17 protein-coding genes and 2 tRNA genes are annotated in these 17,420 nt (G+C 28.7%); 16 read left to right on the top strand and 3 right to left on the bottom strand.

Going from position 1 to position 17,420, the window contains the following annotated elements:
• Positions 1–22: 22 nt before the first annotated feature.
• From T385_RS0101995 to T385_RS0102035, 9 genes are all read left to right on the top strand, one after another.
• Complete coding sequence (locus T385_RS0101995) at positions 23–403, top strand: hypothetical protein (RefSeq protein WP_029906080.1); 381 nt, start codon at positions 23–25, stop codon at positions 401–403.
• A gap of 11 nt (positions 404–414) precedes the next feature.
• Positions 415–1,158 (top strand): hypothetical protein, encoded by a 744-nt coding sequence (locus T385_RS0102000; RefSeq protein WP_029906082.1) that lies wholly within the window; start codon positions 415–417, stop codon positions 1,156–1,158.
• Between the two features lie 81 nt (positions 1,159–1,239).
• Entirely contained in the window at positions 1,240–2,610 is a 1,371-nt protein-coding gene (locus T385_RS0102005) for an APC family permease (protein WP_029906084.1), read from the top strand.
• A 163-nt stretch (positions 2,611–2,773) separates the two neighbouring features.
• Positions 2,774–3,928, top strand: a complete 1,155-nt coding sequence (locus T385_RS0102010; RefSeq protein WP_029906086.1) for an aminotransferase class V-fold PLP-dependent enzyme — start codon at positions 2,774–2,776, stop codon at positions 3,926–3,928.
• Positions 3,909–4,343 carry an iron-sulfur cluster assembly scaffold protein gene (locus T385_RS0102015; RefSeq protein ID WP_245601769.1) on the top strand — a complete coding sequence of 145 codons (435 nt, stop codon included), beginning with the start codon at positions 3,909–3,911 and terminating at the stop codon, positions 4,341–4,343. Before T385_RS0102010 ends, T385_RS0102015 begins: the two co-directional genes overlap by 20 nt.
• Positions 4,336–5,580: a Y-family DNA polymerase gene (locus T385_RS0102020; protein WP_029906091.1), complete on the top strand. Its 1,245-nt coding sequence runs from the start codon at positions 4,336–4,338 to the stop codon at positions 5,578–5,580. The genes T385_RS0102015 and T385_RS0102020 overlap by 8 nt, the downstream gene beginning before the upstream one ends.
• Before the next feature lie 2 nt (positions 5,581–5,582).
• Entirely contained in the window at positions 5,583–6,704 is a 1,122-nt protein-coding gene (locus T385_RS0102025; protein ID WP_029906093.1) for a nicotinate-nucleotide adenylyltransferase, read from the top strand.
• 2 nt (positions 6,705–6,706) lie between these two features.
• The gene (locus tag T385_RS0102030) at positions 6,707–7,456 is read left to right on the top strand and encodes a pseudouridine synthase (RefSeq protein ID WP_029906095.1); all 750 of its coding nucleotides are present in this window, start codon (positions 6,707–6,709) and stop codon (positions 7,454–7,456) included.
• Positions 7,441–8,556, top strand: a complete 1,116-nt coding sequence (locus T385_RS0102035) for an MAG0770 family lipoprotein (protein WP_029906097.1) — start codon at positions 7,441–7,443, stop codon at positions 8,554–8,556. Before T385_RS0102030 ends, T385_RS0102035 begins: the two co-directional genes overlap by 16 nt.
• Here T385_RS0102035 and T385_RS0102040 read toward each other — a convergent pair.
• Positions 8,536–8,973: a bis(5'-nucleosyl)-tetraphosphatase gene (locus tag T385_RS0102040; protein WP_029906098.1), complete on the bottom strand. Its 438-nt coding sequence runs from the start codon at positions 8,971–8,973 to the stop codon at positions 8,536–8,538. The genes T385_RS0102035 and T385_RS0102040 overlap by 21 nt on opposite strands.
• A gap of 176 nt (positions 8,974–9,149) precedes the next feature.
• Here T385_RS0102040 and rplM point away from each other — a divergent pair, with 176 nt between their 5' ends.
• The 7 genes from rplM (at position 9,150) to T385_RS0102075 (ending at position 15,099) form a co-directional block, all read left to right on the top strand.
• Positions 9,150–9,584 carry a 50S ribosomal protein L13 gene (gene rplM / locus T385_RS0102045; protein WP_029906100.1) on the top strand — a complete coding sequence of 145 codons (435 nt, stop codon included), beginning with the start codon at positions 9,150–9,152 and terminating at the stop codon, positions 9,582–9,584.
• Between the two features lie 3 nt (positions 9,585–9,587).
• The gene (gene rpsI / locus T385_RS0102050) at positions 9,588–9,986 is read left to right on the top strand and encodes a 30S ribosomal protein S9 (RefSeq protein WP_029906102.1); all 399 of its coding nucleotides are present in this window, start codon (positions 9,588–9,590) and stop codon (positions 9,984–9,986) included.
• Positions 9,987–10,046: 60 nt separating this feature from the next.
• Positions 10,047–10,123: transfer RNA gene (locus tag T385_RS0102055), tRNA-Ile, on the top strand.
• Positions 10,124–10,352: 229 nt separating this feature from the next.
• Entirely contained in the window at positions 10,353–10,682 is a 330-nt protein-coding gene (locus tag T385_RS0102060) for a cupin domain-containing protein (protein ID WP_156953952.1), read from the top strand.
• Between the two features lie 19 nt (positions 10,683–10,701).
• Positions 10,702–12,093: an endonuclease/exonuclease/phosphatase family protein gene (locus T385_RS0102065; protein ID WP_051677961.1), complete on the top strand. Its 1,392-nt coding sequence runs from the start codon at positions 10,702–10,704 to the stop codon at positions 12,091–12,093.
• 93 nt (positions 12,094–12,186) lie between these two features.
• Positions 12,187–12,277, top strand: a tRNA-Ser gene (locus T385_RS0102070).
• Positions 12,278–12,372: 95 nt separating this feature from the next.
• Positions 12,373–15,099 (top strand): cation-translocating P-type ATPase, encoded by a 2,727-nt coding sequence (locus T385_RS0102075; RefSeq protein ID WP_029906108.1) that lies wholly within the window; start codon positions 12,373–12,375, stop codon positions 15,097–15,099.
• 65 nt (positions 15,100–15,164) lie between these two features.
• On the opposite strand, the gene obgE is transcribed toward T385_RS0102075, so the two are convergent.
• Positions 15,165–16,430, bottom strand: coding sequence for a GTPase ObgE (obgE, locus tag T385_RS0102080; protein WP_029906110.1), 1,266 nt, complete (start codon positions 16,428–16,430; stop codon positions 15,165–15,167).
• 95 nt (positions 16,431–16,525) lie between these two features.
• Complete coding sequence (locus T385_RS0102085; RefSeq protein ID WP_029906112.1) at positions 16,526–17,329, bottom strand: Cof-type HAD-IIB family hydrolase; 804 nt, start codon at positions 17,327–17,329, stop codon at positions 16,526–16,528.
• Positions 17,330–17,420: the final 91 nt, after the last annotated feature.

The raw sequence follows: 17,420 nt of genomic DNA on the forward strand, positions 1-17,420 counted from the left end.
TTTTTTGTGTAAGGAGATGTTAATGGGAAAAGCTATTTTAGATTTTAACGAAAATGGAAAACTTTTTCAAACAATTTGAATATATAAAGGCATAAAAATTATTGAACAAATAAATAAAAATATTTATGTTCCTACACCATTGTTTTCAAGGCAAGCAAATGATAAATATTTAATAATAAAAAACAGCAAAATAAAAACATTGGTTTTTTTTGGGGAAAATAATTACCAAGAGAAAATCATCCATTTTGATCATTTTGATCCCCAAAAAAACCAAAATTATCATATTCATAATTATTCAAAAAATGGCATATATGTTAAAGAAAAAACCAAAAACATTGAAGATAAAGATATTATGTTAGTAAAAGAAATAGCTAAAAAATTCAAATTAGAAATAAATTCATAAGGTGATATACAATGGTAAAGTGATACAAATCAATAGAAGGATTTAAAAAAGATTTTCAATATCCACAAGATCCCCTACAAAATAGATATGGATTGTTATTGTTTAACTTGGACAAAGAATATTTTATGCTGTCTCAAGAGTTCTCTGATGACTTTGATACACTAACATATGCAGTGTATAAGGGGCAAAGAGAAGAAAATAAAATAACCTTAGAAACCAATGATCAATACATATTGGGTCGCTTCAATAATTTAGATGATTTATTAGAGAATTTTAAAATAAAAAATAAACCATTTAAGAATTATTTAAAAGAACAACAAGTGAGATATTCATTAAAAACATGAACCATCCAATTTAGTGAATTATTTAATTCAATACCAAACACACCTTTTTATATTTGTTGCGGGCAAAAAACATTAAATAGTTATTTTTATCCTGAAATGTTTTTGGAAGACTTTCGAGATTCACCTAATCATGAATGTTTTTCATGAAATTATGTTGAATTTGTTCATAATAAAAAAACATATATGCTCCAAAAAGATTGTTCTTATACAGGAGACGATGAAACAAAAAGAAAATTATATGGCATTTGAGTTACAAAAATAAAAACAGTTGAAGGTTATATAGAAAGAAAAATAGGGAGTGTTGAAGAATTTAATTCGTTAGATAATGTTTGAAATAATTGAAAAATTGATGGATTATATTTCAAAGATATTATTTTTGATATAAACACCAAAATAGTTGATAAGGGTTAATGGTGTTAGTTTAAATAAAAACATTGAAAAAAGACTGTTTTTTACTTTCTTTTTCAATGTTTTTTGTTTATAATGTTTTTTATGAAAACTAAAAAGAGTGGTAAATTAAGCGAAAAACAATTCTATTTTTATGGAATTAACTTTATTGTCGGCTTTGGTTTCATAGCTACAATTACAGGAATTATTAAACACGGATTATGAGGAATGTTAATTTTTGCCTTGACCTCATTCATTGCCTTTAGTGTTATTCTAGCTTTTGCAAGAGGTTCACAAAAATATCAAGATGAAGTAGGCGGAACTTATGTTTATGCGAAAAAAGCATCTGATAATCGTTTTTGAGTTTTCTTTAATGGTTGAAATCAATTTGCGCAAATTCCACTATTTTCAGCAACTACAATTTTATTTTTATCACAATTATTAAGTGAAGTAGATAAATCGCATCAAGCAATATATCAAATAGGGTCGCTTATTTTCTTTATCTCTTTAACGATTATCGCATCTTTTGGCTTAAGACTTTCTAAATGATTTATTTTGGTATCCGCAATTATTAAATGAATAACGGTGATCTTAGGAATAATTTTAGGTATATACTTATCTTTTAAAACTAATTATTTTGCCCAAAACACCAGTGGATTCCACCAAATTAGTATCTCAATTATTACTGGATCAGTTCTTAATTTCATATACGCTTTTGGTGGTGCAGAGGCGTTGGCAGGCATTAGAACCGAGGTGAATACAAACAGATTTAAAAAAGTTTTAATGCTAATTTTCGCTACTATTTTAATTATTTATTTATCACTTTATTTATTGCTTTTGGGCCTAGATCAAGAAAGTCTAGCGACATCAACAAGCTTCTTATTCTTTTTTAAATCAACTCTATCTTCAGCTGGCATAGCAATTTTCATAATAGGAACATTATTTAATAGAATATCAAGCACATTATCATCTAATGTTTACTATGCAAGAATTATAGCCCCACTTGCATTAGACGGTTTTATACCTTCGACTTTTGCCAAAAAAAATAAGTATGGTGAATATCGCAATGCATTAATATTATCTACCTTTGTCTCAATAGTTTCAATGATTATATTTACACTAATTCCCCTATACTTAGGAATTGAAGATCAATTTAAATTTATATTAGATGCAGGAAACATAGTCTTTTTAATGCAATATTTACTAACTATAATTTCAATTTTAATGATTGCTTATCGACGCAAAGAATTTAAATTGCCTTGATGGGAAACAACTATTTATATTATATCGATCGCTCTTATTTCCTTTATTATATTTAGCAACTTAATTCCTCCAATTATCGGTGAAAAGTTTACAACTAAATCACTTTTCTTGTTACCAAGTTATACATCAGTTATCTTATTAGGTTTTATCTTCTGAGGTGTATATACAATAGTAAAAAAGAGAAAAACAACAAAATCTGTAGCTAAAAATTAACCAATATCTGAAATTAATTAATTTAATATTCCTAAAACACCTATAGTACAAGTGTTTTAGGAATATTTTTATTTTTTAAAAAATAAAAATGTGAAAAATGTAAGAATTCAGCTACTATTTAATTATTAATATTAATTTTCAATATAGATAATATAATATGAATATGTATAAATTACGAAAATTCTTCCCTATGGCCGATAAAATCACTTACTTAGACAGTGCTGCTTTAATGCTTAAACCAATACAAGCTATTGAAGCATCAAATGATTTTTATTCAAATAATTCTGTAAGCATTCGAACAATAAATTCGCCATTAGGAATTAAGAATTATGAATTAATTAAGTTAGTAAAATCTAAAATCAGAAAACTAGTTAATGCTTCTGATGATGACAAAGTTATTTTTACAAGCGGTACAACAGAATCATTAAATTCACTTGCCCGATCAATGTCTAGCTTAATTAAAAATGATGATAATATAATTATCGATGCACAAAACCACTCATCAAATTTCATTCCATGAATAGAATTAGCTAAGCGAAAAAATGCTAAAACATTAGTAAAACAGGGTGTTTTAGACTCAATTAATGCAAACACAAAGATTGTGGCTATATCACAATTAACTAATAATCTAAGTCATAATAATAATATTAAAGATATTTATAAAGTAGCAAAAAAACATAATACCTTCATTATTAATGATGCTGCACAAGCGATTGTTTATGAACCAGTTGATATGAATTATTGTGATGCTATAGCCTTTAGTTGTAATAAATTTTATGGGCCGACTGGTTTGGGTGTTTTAGTGATTAAGAAAGAACTTTTTGATCAAATTAAACCAAGCTCATTTGGTGGTGGATCAGTAACTCATATAAGTGAAGATAATGACTATTCCTTAACCACTGGTGAATCTGCGTTCGAATCTGGAACTCCAAATTTTGCTGGTATATGAATGTTTAATGCTGCTTTAGATTTTTTCAATGAGTATCTTGGATATGAAAAATCTAACAGTATTTTAAAAGAATTAAGCCACTATGCATTCACTAAATTATCATCTTTAAAAAATGTTGAAATTTATACAAAAGATTATGAACATATTATCTTAATCAATGTAAAAAATGTTGATAGTCACGATGTTGCACACTATTTAGGTACAAAAAATATTTATGTGAGAAGTGGAATATTTTGTGCGCATTATCTCAAAAATTTATACGCACCAAATTCATATATTCGCATTTCCTTAGCTGTTTATAATAATTTTGAAGATATAGATAAATTAGTGTATGCTCTAGAAAACGGAGGTGATTTCCTTGTTATATAAACCCGAAATCGTTCGCCAAATAATAATGGAACATTACTTAAAACCAACTCATTTACAGGTGAATCAGCCGCAAGACAAAATAATTAAGCACGGCGAATCATGTGCTGATTATCTTGAATATTCTTATTCACTTCAAGATAATAAAATCATCAATTTAACCTTTAATGCAAAAGGTTGTGCCTTTTTCATTGCAAGTACAGATTTATTAATCGACAAAATTAATTTAACTAGCATAGATACAGCGCTAAGTATAATTAATAGTTATGAAAAATTAATCAATAATGAAAGCATAAGCGAAGATGAAAAGGAGAAACTAGGTGAATTATTAATCTTTGAAAATGTAGCAAGACATCATAATCGTTTATTTTGCGCCTCAATGTTATCAAGTTCAATCAAGGAAATATTAAATGAATAATGAAGCAAAAAAAATAATTTTTCATATTGATTTCGATTCATATTTTGCATCTGCTCATAGAGTTTTGAATCCTGGTTTAGATAATAAGCCTATAGCAATTGGAAAAAATAAAAAGAGAGCAATTTGTGCTGCGGTAAGTTATGAATTAAAAAATAAAGGCGTCAAATCAGGCTGGCCAGTTTTTAAAATAAAAGAAATTGAACCGAAAACTAAATTTATTGAGCCAAACTTTGACCTTTATATTTCATTGTCAAATAAAATTTTTCAATTCATATCTGATAATTATTCAAAAAAAATCGAAGTGTATTCAATTGATGAATGCTGAATAGATGTTAGTGATGAATGCAATATTCAAAATGCTTTTAATTTTGCTTCTAAAATTCAAAAAGCCATTAAAGAAAAGTTTAGGATACCTATATCAATCGGAATTGCGCACACCAAATGAGTGGCAAAAATGTCAACTGGATTAGGAAAACCATATGGAATAACTCAAACTAAAGATAATGAAATTGCCAAAAATCTTTATCATTTACCGATTGAAAAATATTTTGGAATCGGTGATCCTTTAGGAGAAAAATTACATAAAATCAACATCCACACCATTGGAGATTTGGCTAAAAAAGAAATTAACAATGTTGAATTAATTAATATTTTTGGGAAAAAATGTAATGAATATATCTATAACTGCCTAGGATTGGGAACAGATCAAATAAATTCGGACCATAATGATTTAAAAAATATTGGTAATGAATTAACTTTTTTAAGTTGAGATTTAGAAGACGATGAAGATATATTACAAGTAATAAAATCGCTATGCAACAAAGTTTCAATGCGGGCAAAAAATAGAAATGTTGTGGCTTATACATTGACATTAAACTTAAGAAGCGCAGATAGAACTTGAAGCACAAAGCAAAAGAAAATTAAATACGCAACAAATGAAGCTGATAAAATTTTTAAGGAAATAACCAAAATTTTTTATCAAAAATGAAATGGCGAAAGTGTCCGTGGCGTGGGTGTCCGACTGGGGACATTGGTTAACGAATTTAGTATCTTAAAACCAGTTTCACTTTTTGATGATTCATATCGTGAAGATACATTAATCGAAAGAATCTCTAAAGATTTAAACGATAAGTTAAGAAGCAAAAAACTTTATACTGCTGATGAATATGAGAGAAATAAAACTAAGGAAAATATACAAAATCGATATTTACAAGAAGACATTGTTTGAAAGGGATAAATATGAGAATAGCATTATTTGGTGGAAGCTTCAATCCAATACATGAAGCGCATATAAAAATTGCCCAATTTGCCTATAGAGAGCTTAAATTAGATAAATTAATTTTTATTCCTGCGAATAAAAATCCTTTTAAAAAGAATAAAAAAATCGAAAAAAATGAGCATAGAATAAATATGATAAAGCTTGCAATAAGCGAATGTGAAGAGAATTTCGAGATTTCAGAATTTGAAACAAAAAGAGGTGGAGTTAGCTATACATTTGAAACAATAAGATATTTCAAACAAAAATATCCAAATGATGAATTGTTTTTTCTAGCAGGAACTGATACATTATCAACTTTACATAAATGAGAATTTATCGAAGAAATTTGCACATTAGTTCAATTTGTTGTTTTTAAAAGGTCTAATAAATTTTCTAAAGTAAATATAAAAAAATTTAATTTGCTTGTATTAAATAACCCTGTATACAGCCATTCTTCAACGAATATAAGACAAGGAAATTTATCGTTCCTTAGTGATAAGGTGCGCAAATATATTGGTGAAAATTATTTATATGCATTCGAAATAGTACATGGAATTTTAAGCCATAAAAGAGCAAATCATTGTGTAAAATGTGCTGAATTTGCAGCTAAATTAGCACAAAGTTTAAATGCAAAAAAAGGCGTTACATACATAAATCCAAAACGAGCTTATATTGCTGGCCTTTTTCACGATATTTGTAAAGAATTGGAAGAAGATGAGTCTAGAAAATTCATTTATCAATTTGATAAAGACGCCTTTGATAAAGTAAAATATCCACATTATAAACTACATCAAACAGCTGGCGCCTATTGATTGAAATACATTTATCAAATAAATGATGATGAAATTGTAAGCGCAGTAAAAAAACATACTTCACTAGATTTTGAGTTAACAACACTAGACAAAATAATTTATGTTGCTGATAAAATTTGTGATGGCCGAGCATATAAAGGTGTGCAAAAATTACGAGCTTTGGCACTTGAAAATTTTGAAGAAGGTTTTAAGGCAGTTGTTGACTTATCGATACAATATAATTTAGATAAGGGAGTAACATTTACCGAAGAGCAAAAACAAATAAATCTTAAATGAGGTACTAAAATTTAGTTATGGAAAATAACCGAAAAAATGAACCAATTAGAATTCAAAAAATCATTGCACATTATGGCTGTTATTCTCGCAGGAATGCTGAAGTTCTAATTCAAAAAGGCTTAATCAAGATAAATGGCGAAGTTGCAAAATTAGGGCAAAAATGCCTAATAACTGACAAAATTTTAATTAAAAATAAACCACTTGAAATTAGCAAAGACCAGCAAAAAATTTACTTTTTACTCAATAAACCAGCTAAAACGGTAACCACAGCCAAAGATGAACACGGACGGCAAACTGTGCTTGATTTAGTTCCGAGAGAAAAAAGACTAGTGCCTGTGGGAAGACTAGACTACAACACTACTGGAGCGCTTTTATTAACTAATGATTATGATCTTGTAAATAAATTAATCCACCCGAAATATCAAATTATTAGAGTTTACCGAGCAAGATTAGACAATCCATTAACCAATGACACATTAAAAAAACTTAATTCTGGTGTAATGGTAAATGGTAAAATATCGTATCAGGAAGTGGTGTTTTCAAACGATAAAAGCTATTTGGTAGCTTTAAATGTTGGTTCGTACCACCATGTTAAAAAAATATTTGAAGCCTTTGGACATAAAGTTATCAATTTAAAAAGAATTGCATTCGCAAATTTAACAATTGAAAAAATGCCTTTAGGAACATACAGACAATTAACTTTAAAAGAAGTTAAAGATTTAAAAAATATAGTTAGAAAGCAAGAAGAGCAATGAAAAAATGATTAAAAAAATCGTTGAATCTTACTGTAGCCCCATTAGTTGCTACAACTTTTTTGCTTACAAGTTGTCAAAGTAGCTTTTATAATCAGCAAAGAATAATTGATGCAGAATTAGTTGAAAATGTACGATCAGAGGTGCAGGTTTTTGACGACAATTATGCACAACTTAAAAACTTTTTAGATACTAATAATAGCGATAATTACAAAAAATATTATCACGATAATTTTAAATATTTATTAAGCATCACTGATATTTGAGATAAGGAAATATTATATAAAAAATCTGAAGATGGAAAAATTGGAATTAATGAGTTTTTTAGAAAAACTGACCAATACACGAGTAACATAGGCTTTTTAGACAATAACAATTTTGTAAAAATTCCTGAATTTGATGAATTTGGAAATAATTTTATTTTCGGCAAGAAAAATAAAAATAATAGTTTAACTATATTTACACATCTTATTTATATGCGTTCAATCAATAACGAAATGGAAGCAATTTTTCGAGATTGAGCTAATGTTATTTTTGCCTTTGGCAGCCAAATTTATGGCTTTAAAAATCTACTAGATGAAAATGAAGGATACCCATTATTTAAAAAAAATAATAATCCCTTTCAATCAAAACAATATTTTTATGGTGAAGTTGTTAAAATCGAAAATGATTTAAAGGTAGAAATTCAAAACCGTTATTTTGATGAAAATAAAAAAGATATTGAATTTGAAACACTAGTTAATTCTGAAGGATCAGGGCAGCACTCCCATGCGGCTATCAACATTTGAAACGAATGATATTCAATGATTGAAGCAAAAAATAAAAATAATAAAATTACTCTTTTAGCAAATTTTATTGCTGAATATGAACAAATTTATGAATCTTTAACAGATCAAAATAAAGCCAAAGATTTATTTCTAAGAATTCAAAAAGATCAATTTATTTTCGATATTAACTTAAAAGAATTAATGAAAAAATTAAAAGCAAAAATTAATGAATCTCAAAAATTTATTTTTAATGATTCATTAATTAAACTTGAATTTAAAAATAAGTTTCTTGGCCCAATAACCAATATGCACGAGGCGATTAAAAGATTAATCACAAGTTATAAATAAGTTTTTAGACTCTTTTTTTAAATCCTTATATGCTTTTTTAAGGATTTTTTTATTGTCTTTATGTGAAATTATTTTTAAAGCCGATTTAAAATCATAATAATTTGCTTCTTTAATTTCTGAAGGTAATATTTTTATTTTCTCATCACTTTTTTGTATTGCTAAAAAATAAATAACTTCTTTATAGTTATTATTCATTTCGACAAAATACACTGTAGTATAGTTAAATTCGTTAAAAACAATAATATCAGTGATACCCACTTCTTCTCTAGTTTCACGTAAAGCAGTTTCAATATCGCTTTCCTCTCCGATTACATGCCCTTTAGGAAATCCATAATTATCATTGATTTGCTTAACCAATAAAACCTTCCACATATCATCAATTTTTTTGAATAAAACTAAGCCACGAGAAAATTCCATGTTAGCCCCCAAAATCTCTTTAAAAATATTTTTTTATATTATAATAACAACTAATATTTAGTTGCAAAAAAATCGGTAAAAAATATTGCCTAACTTTTTTAATTATTTCTATTAAAAAAAACAATTAAATATATAATAGATAAGCATTTATTTAAATTAACGCAAAAGGAGAAAGCATGAGACAAACAACTATCGTAAATCGTGAAAAAGCAAATAAAAAATGATACGTCATCAATGCTGAAGAGCAAGTTCTAGGTCGTTTAGCAGCTTTTGTGGCTACAATTTTAAGGGGTAAAAATAAACCAACTTTTACACCTAATGCTGATATGGGGGACTATGTTATCGTTATTAATGCCGAAAAAGCAATCTTAACAGCTAACAAAGAAAGTGATAAAGTATACTACTCACACTCTGGTTACCCAGGCGGACTAAAAAGTATTACAGCTGCAAAATTAAGAGCTAAAAAACCTACAGCATTAGTTGAAAAAGCAATTCATGGTATGTTACCACACACCAAATTAGGAAACAAACAACGTCGTAATTTATTCGTTGTTGCGGGTCCAGAACACAAATATCAAGCACAAAAACCAGAAAGCATCGAGGTAAGATAAAATATGGCAAATCAATTAGTTGAATATCGTGGCTTAGGACGTCGTAAAAGCTCAACAGCTAGAGTTGTATTACGTCCAGGAAGTGGAAAATTCTTAATCAATGGTAGAGAAGCAAAAGAATACTTAACATCAGATATTTTTATTCAAGATGCTGAACAACCATTTGTATTAACTGGAACTAAAGGTCAATTCAATGTATCTGTTAATGTTCGTGGTGGTGGTTTAAGTGGTCAAGCTGGCGCAATTAGATTAGGAATAGCGAGAGCTTTATTATTAGCTAGTGCAGATTACCGCGCTAAATTAAAACCTGCCGGAATGCTTACACGTGATGCACGTATCAAAGAACGTAAAAAACCTGGTCTTAACGCAGCACGTCGTGCTCGTCAATTCTCTAAACGTTAATTTTTTAAAAAAATACTACAAATTTTCTCATTGTTTTATATAATAGTAAAACAGTGATATGCGAGCGTAGCTCAGCTGGTTAGAGCACACGACTGATAATCGTGAGGTCGATGGTTCAAGTCCATTCGTTCGCACCATTTCGCTAAATGCGATGAGCCGACAATACCTATGGTATTGTTTTTTTATTCGTCTTAATTTATTGAAAAAATCAAAAATTAATAATAAAAAAATAACACAATAATAGAGATATTACTGCATAAAAAAACATTTAAAAAATCTAAATAAAATAATAAAAATTAAAACTTTTTTTAAATTTGCAATATTGATAAATAAAATATTATGCATTAAATAATGTATAATAATATTATGCCGAAAAAATCAACAATAGAAAAGCTTGATATAAACTTATTTAAAAATTTTTTAAAACCAAAAGAAGGCGAAGAAAGCGAAGAATTAATACTATCAAAACCAAAAACAAAAGTTAAATTTATTTATTCAAATCGAGCTAAAACTGAATTTATGGCTAATAAAGACTATGAATTAGCAATATTAATTCAAGGTTCAGCAAGATTAGAAACCAATGAAGGACTAATAATAGATATGAAAGCTGGTGATACATTAAAAATTTCACCCAAAATAAAGCATAAAATATTAATAACTAGTGAGGATGCAATTTGAATTGCCCTACATTATTAAAAATTATTAAGGAGAAATTATGAAACGAAGATTAATTTTATCAACTGTAAGTTGCTCTCTACTTTTTCCATTATCCATTTCTTGTTCAAATAGTACAACTAAATCTGATTTTAGTGTTATATCTGAGAAAATTAAAATTTTAGAAGACAAAATCAATAAAAATAATAATGATAAAGTTGATTTAAGTGAACAAAAGATCAAAATCAATTTATTAAAACAAGAGATAGAGAGCTGAAATAATAAACAACTAAAAACAAATGAAATTAATGCTAAAACAGAAGAATTTAATAGTAAGTTAACCAAAATTAAAAAAGAAGTTAATCAAAAGATTAATGATAGTAAAACCGAATCAGATGATCAAGCTGGCGATGATCAAGGCAATAACAATTTAACCCAAGATAAAATTAGAATTGGTTCTTGAAATATTCTTAATTATGGACCTAAAAATAAATGAGACGATATCAACCAGTTTAAAGCAGTGTCATTAGCTAGAACTATGCACTACAACAAAATGGATGTTGTTGGAATATGTGAAATTAATAAAGGCAGGGTTGATAAATTAAAATATATTATCGATGAATTAAATAGATTAGATTCGCAAGCAAAATGAACTTATGTAGCTACTGATGAGAACAAGGGTGCATATAACCCAGCTTCAAGCGATGCACAAAGTGAAGATGCGGCATTTATCTATAAAAGTTCAAAATTAAAAGTAAAACAATTTAGCGATGGCACTAAAGGACGTTCATACGATAATAAAACATTTGAATCAATATACCAACAACAAAATGGTTATGTGCGTCCTCCTTTTGGGGCATTTTTCGAAACATTGGGTTTAGTTAAAAATGATTTTACTTTAGTTGTTTCACACTTTGACAGCCCAGGTAGTAAAAAATCAGCAAATGAATCTAATGGTATTAGTGGTCAAGGTGCGTTTGAATCGAATGAAGCAGCTAATCTTGACAATTTAATGGAATATTTTGACCTTTTAGATGAAAAAAATGATGATTTATTTTTTATGGGTGACACTAATATCAAAGCTAAAAATGGTAAAGAATTATTCAGAAGAGCTTATGATAAAGGTTACGAAGCGCTTTTTGACGATTCAGACGATGCTAGTCGATCTTCTCTCGGTACAAAAAATTGAGGCAAAAAATCAGAACCATATGACCGCTTCATAGTAAAAACAAATTTAAAAACCTTAAATCCAACAGTTTACGATCTTTATAATTTACCAGACACTGGTTTATTCAAAGACTATAATATTGACTCAAAAGAATCTTGAATATCATATGTGTCGAATAATTTAAAAAAAGAATATAGTACTGATGGTTCTTATCTAGGTAAATTAGTTTCTGACCATTGCCCAATTTATTTTGATTTAGCCCTTAACCCTGATGATCAAAATTAACTAATTTTACCTACACACAGTATTTTTAGATAAGAAAATGCTGTGTTTTTTATATTTTTATTTTTAAGTAATTATATTATAATATGAACTAATGGAACAGTACTCAAGAGGCTGAAGAGGCGGTCCTGCTAAGACTGTAGGGGTGGAAACACCCGCGGAGGTTCAAATCCTCTCTGTTCCGCCATTTTTTTATTACTTTTTTTTAGCTTCTTGAACTATTCCTGATTAAATAAAAAATATTCTTATATAATAATTATTATTAATTTTAAGAGAGAAATTATGAACGAAACAGAACTTTTAAACTACAATGGGTTATCAAGCCAAGAAGCTGATAATTTACAAAAAACTAATGGTAAAAATTTACTAGCAGAAAAGAAGAGAATCAGCCCTTTTATAGCTTTTTTTAAGCAATTTGCAGATCCGATGATTATTTTGCTGTTAATTGGTGCCTCAATAAGCTTAGGACTATGTATTTATGAACATGTAAGTGGTAATAAAAGCACTACAGACTTAATTATTTCATATATTGAACCAGGCATTATTTTGCTTGTTGTTATATTAAATAGTATGATTGGGGCTTATCAAGAAATAAAAAGTGATCAAGCCGTAAGAGCTTTAGCTAAGTTAAACCAAAGCAATACCACAGTTATGCGCGATGGGCAAGTTAAAATTATTCCTTCTTCAGATTTAGTGGTAGGTGATTTAATAATTTTAGCTGCAGGTGATACAATTAATGCTGATTGCAAAATTATTAGCGCACACAATCTAGAAGTTGTGGAAGCATCATTAACCGGTGAAAGTGATGCTGTAATTAAAGAAGCTAACCTTAATGCCATTGATTCAAATATTTATGCCGAAAATAAGCATTTACTTTATTCAGGTACATACGTAACTAAGGGAAAGGCAACCGCCATTGTAATAGCTATTGCAAAAAATACTGCAATGGGCAAAATCAACCAAATGGTGCAACAAAATAAAAAAGGTTTGTCTCCATTGCAAACCAAATTAAATAAATTAAGTAGAATATTTGGTTTTGCTGGAATTATCTTATTATTTTTAAGCTTTATTATTCAAGTTTTATTAAATAATATTTCAACGGGTAAATGAAATAATTATGATGTTTATACAAATGCATTAGTGACAGGTATCTCTCTTGCTGTCGCCGCAATTCCAGAAGGGCTAATTACCTTTACAACTGTTTTATTATCTATTGGTGTATCTAAACTGGCTAAAAATAAAGCTTTAGCTAAAAATTTATTGGCCGTCGAAACTCTAGGCTCAGCAAATGTAATTTGTACAGATAAAACTGGTACACTAACAGAAAACAAAATGACATTAATGGATGCTTATATTAATGATAAAAATATAAAATTATCTTCATTAAAAGCAGATAATAATATCGAATTTTTATCATTGGCTAAGTACCTAACCTTATGCAATGATGCATTTATTAATTATGATTTAAAAACTAATACCTTTGAAGAGATTGGTGATCCAACTGAAACAGGATTATTAAGATTTGCTTATTCATATGGTATAGAAAAAGAAAAAATAACTCAAGATTTTCCTATTTTAGATAATCTTCCTTTTGATAGTGATCGCAAAATGCACTCTGTATTAGTCAATGATAATAATAATTATTTAATGATAACTAAAGGTGCACCAGATCAAGTTTTAGCTAGGTGCAAAAACATTGATTTTGAAACTATTGAAGCAATCAATAATGAATGGGCAGAAAAATGTTATAGAATTTTAGCTGTTGCCAAAAGGACTGTAGCACAGGCAAAGATAACACACAATGATGAAAAAGATTTAGAATTTGTAGGTTTAGTTGCCCTAATGGACCCACCTCGTGCTTCTGTATATGAAAGCATTAATAAAGCTCATAAAGCTGGAATTAAAGTTGTAATGATTACAGGTGATCACATCTCAACTGCAAAAGCTATAGCTAAGGAATTAAACATTTATAGCGAAGGTGATATGTGCGTATCAGGCACTGAATTAGAAAAAATGACTGATGAAGAATTATTTAATAATGTCGAAAAAATTTCAGTTTATGCAAGAGTTAATCCTGCGGACAAATTAAGAATTGTTAAGGCTTGACAAATGCATAATAAAGTTGCAGCTATGACTGGTGATGGCGTTAATGATGCTCCAGCATTAAAAGTTAGTGATATTGGTTGTGCAATGGGCATAACCGGTACAGAAGTTTCAAAACAAGCTTCAGATTTAATTTTAGTTGATGACAATTTTTCTTCGATTGTTGGTGCCGTTGAAAATGGAAGAAAAATATTTGATCGTATTAAAGCCGTTATAATGAACTTATTAGTAAGTTCCATCGCAGAAATTATTGTAATGCTGTTTGGAATGGTGCTATTCTATTTAATTTTTAAAGATAATTACCAAGATGAATTTTTCATTTTTAGTGCTTCGCAACTATTGTGAATTAACTTGGTTTCTCATGGCATACCAGCAATTGCTCTTGGTTTCGTTGTAAATGAAGATAATGTTATGAATCGAAAACCATTTAACAAAAATGAAAGTATCTTCTCGCGCGGAATGGGTTATCACCTGCTTTGACAGTCAATGTTTGCATCACTCTTAACAATGGTGGCATATACAATTGGTGCTTTATCAGCAAAAAACCAAGGACTAGTCGGAAGTGACTTTAGCCATTATGCATCTACGCCGGCATTCATTACTCTTGGAATTTGTTGCGGAATTAACACAATAAACTTATTTAGTGGTAAAAGTATTTTTGCTTCAAGCTTAAAAAAATATTGATTAGTTTATGTTGCTGCGCTTTCATCAGTTACATCAATTTTAATTATTGGATTTGTCCCAGATATTGCGAAATTCTTTAAAATGGGAACAATCTATAATGATAATAATGCAGTTATTACCTCAATAATTTGTGGTTTTGGTGTTACAATAATATGAGAATTTATTAAACTTATAAAATTTATAAAAAATAAAAATATATCTAAAAACATTGTTTCACAATAGTTTTAGTCAATCAAATTTATAATATTTTTAATACAAAAAAGCAGTCACCTGCTTTTTTTATTATTTTAATAACTTCCATCTCATTCAAATTCATAGCCAAAGATTCTAACAGTATCACCAACTTCAATACCTTTTTTAAGCAACTCGTCTCAAACACCTATTGATTTTAATAAATTATTAAATCTTAAAAGGTTATCATAGCTTATCAAAGGAATTCTTTCATATATTTCTTCAACTTTTTTGCCAGATATTTCTCAAAAACCTTCATATAGTTTGACAACTTTAAATTGTTCTTCAAGAATTATTTCAACAACCTTGTCTTCCGCTTCATTTGTAACAACATTTCTATTTTCTTCTATTAGTTGCCATAATGTCGCTTTAACTTCATCCAAATTATCTCTGTTTAAAGCTGAAATTTTTACTAATTTAACTGTAGGATAGACTTTTTTAAATTCTTTTAGATTGTTATCAAAAGCGTCTAAATCGGATTTATTAGCAATAACTAATTGAGCTTTATTTTTCAATAAATCGCTATATTTAGCTAACTCTTCATTAATAGTTTCATAATCTTTAACAGGATCTTTTTCAGGATCGCCAAAATCAATTATATGAGCTATTACACGGCATCTTTCAATATGTTTTAAAAATCTAAATCCTAAGCCCTTGCCGAGCGAAGCACCTTTGATTAAACCAGGTAAATCAGCAACAGTAAATGAATTGTCATAAAATTTAACTAAACCCAATTGTGGTACTAGAGTTGTAAATTCGTATTCAGCAACTTTTGCTTGTGCATTTGAAATAGCGCTTAATAAAGTGCTCTTCCCAGATGATGGTTTGCCCACAACTCCAACATCGGCCATAACTTTTAAAACAATATGCGCTTCATATGTCTCGCCTTTTAAACCGTTTTCACAAATTCTAGGAGCAGTTTTACGTGGTGTTTTAAACTTCGTGTTTCCACGTCCGCCTTTACCACCGGCAGCAACTAAGTATGGAGTATCGGCTTCAACAACGTCAGCAATTATTTTATCACCATTATAAACAACCGTACCAAGTGGAACTTTGACATAGGTATCTTTTCCAGCTGCGCCATAAAGATTTTTATGTCCGCCATTAACTCCATCTTGTGCAGTTATTTTTTTATTCCCATATAGTGAAAGTAGTGTGTTTTTTCCTAAATCACCTACAAAATAGATGTTTCCGCCGTTACCACCGTCTCCACCGTCAGGTCCTCCTCTGTCAACATGTGCTTCTCTTCTAAAAGAAATAATACCGTCTCCACCTTTACCGGCTTGTAAAATTAATTTTATCTCGTCAATAAATCTTGCCATTTTTGCTCCTTAAATTACACTTATTTTACTAAAGTAAATATATTATTCTAATGATATTAAAATAAAATTAACATTTGATAACGTTAATTTTATGATTATTTATTTCATTTTGATAGATAATCTAGGATTGCTAATCCTAATCCGTGTTCTGTTACGGCTTTTGTAACGAATTTCGCTTCGTTTTTAACATAATCTTTGGCATTGTCCATTGCATATGAATAATTAAATGTTTTAAACATAGAGAAATCGTTTTCGCTATCGCCGATAACCATAATATCATCTTTAGTGTTATTATCAAATACGTTTTCAAGCATTCATAAAATTGCTTGCCCTTTTGAAGTTTGTTTAGGGATAATTTCAATATTCATATGAGTTTTAATTACTTGGCAATCAAGCTTTTCTAACTCAGTCATTAACTCATCTACGTTTGAAGAATTTTCAAAGTAAACTTCCATTTTTGAGATTGGCAATAAATCTTTCTGCCCTGTATATAGCTCAAATTGGTCAAAATTTTCATATTTAAAATAAATTCTATTTAAAAACTCCATATCTTCTTCTTTAAAAACATAAAAGATATCTGAACTCCATGCCGCAGAAGAAACATTATATTTTTTAAATAGCTCAAAAATAATTTTAACAATTTTTGGTTCAATGAAAACTTCATGAATATATTTAAATTTTTTGGTTGAGTAAATTTGCGCACCTGAAGAACCAATGATAAATTCCGCATTTGTTAATTTGGCTAATTTTATCATTTTCGGACAAATTGGGTTCCCGGTTGCAATATTAAAACTCAAATCATTACCCTTAATAATGCTTAAATTGGAGTTTGAAACATAATTATCGCGGCTATAAATTGTACCGTCGACATCACTAAATATAACTGGTTTACGTCTCATTTTTACCTCCTTTAAAAAGTCCCATAATATTTTAGATTAAAAGAGTAAAAATTCTAGCAATTAATTTATTTTTTATGAAAAAAATAAATAA

Source organism: Mycoplasmopsis opalescens ATCC 27921 (assembly GCF_000712185.1).
GTDB classification, from domain to species: domain Bacteria; phylum Bacillota_I; class Bacilli_A; order Mycoplasmatales; family Metamycoplasmataceae; genus Mycoplasmopsis; species Mycoplasmopsis opalescens.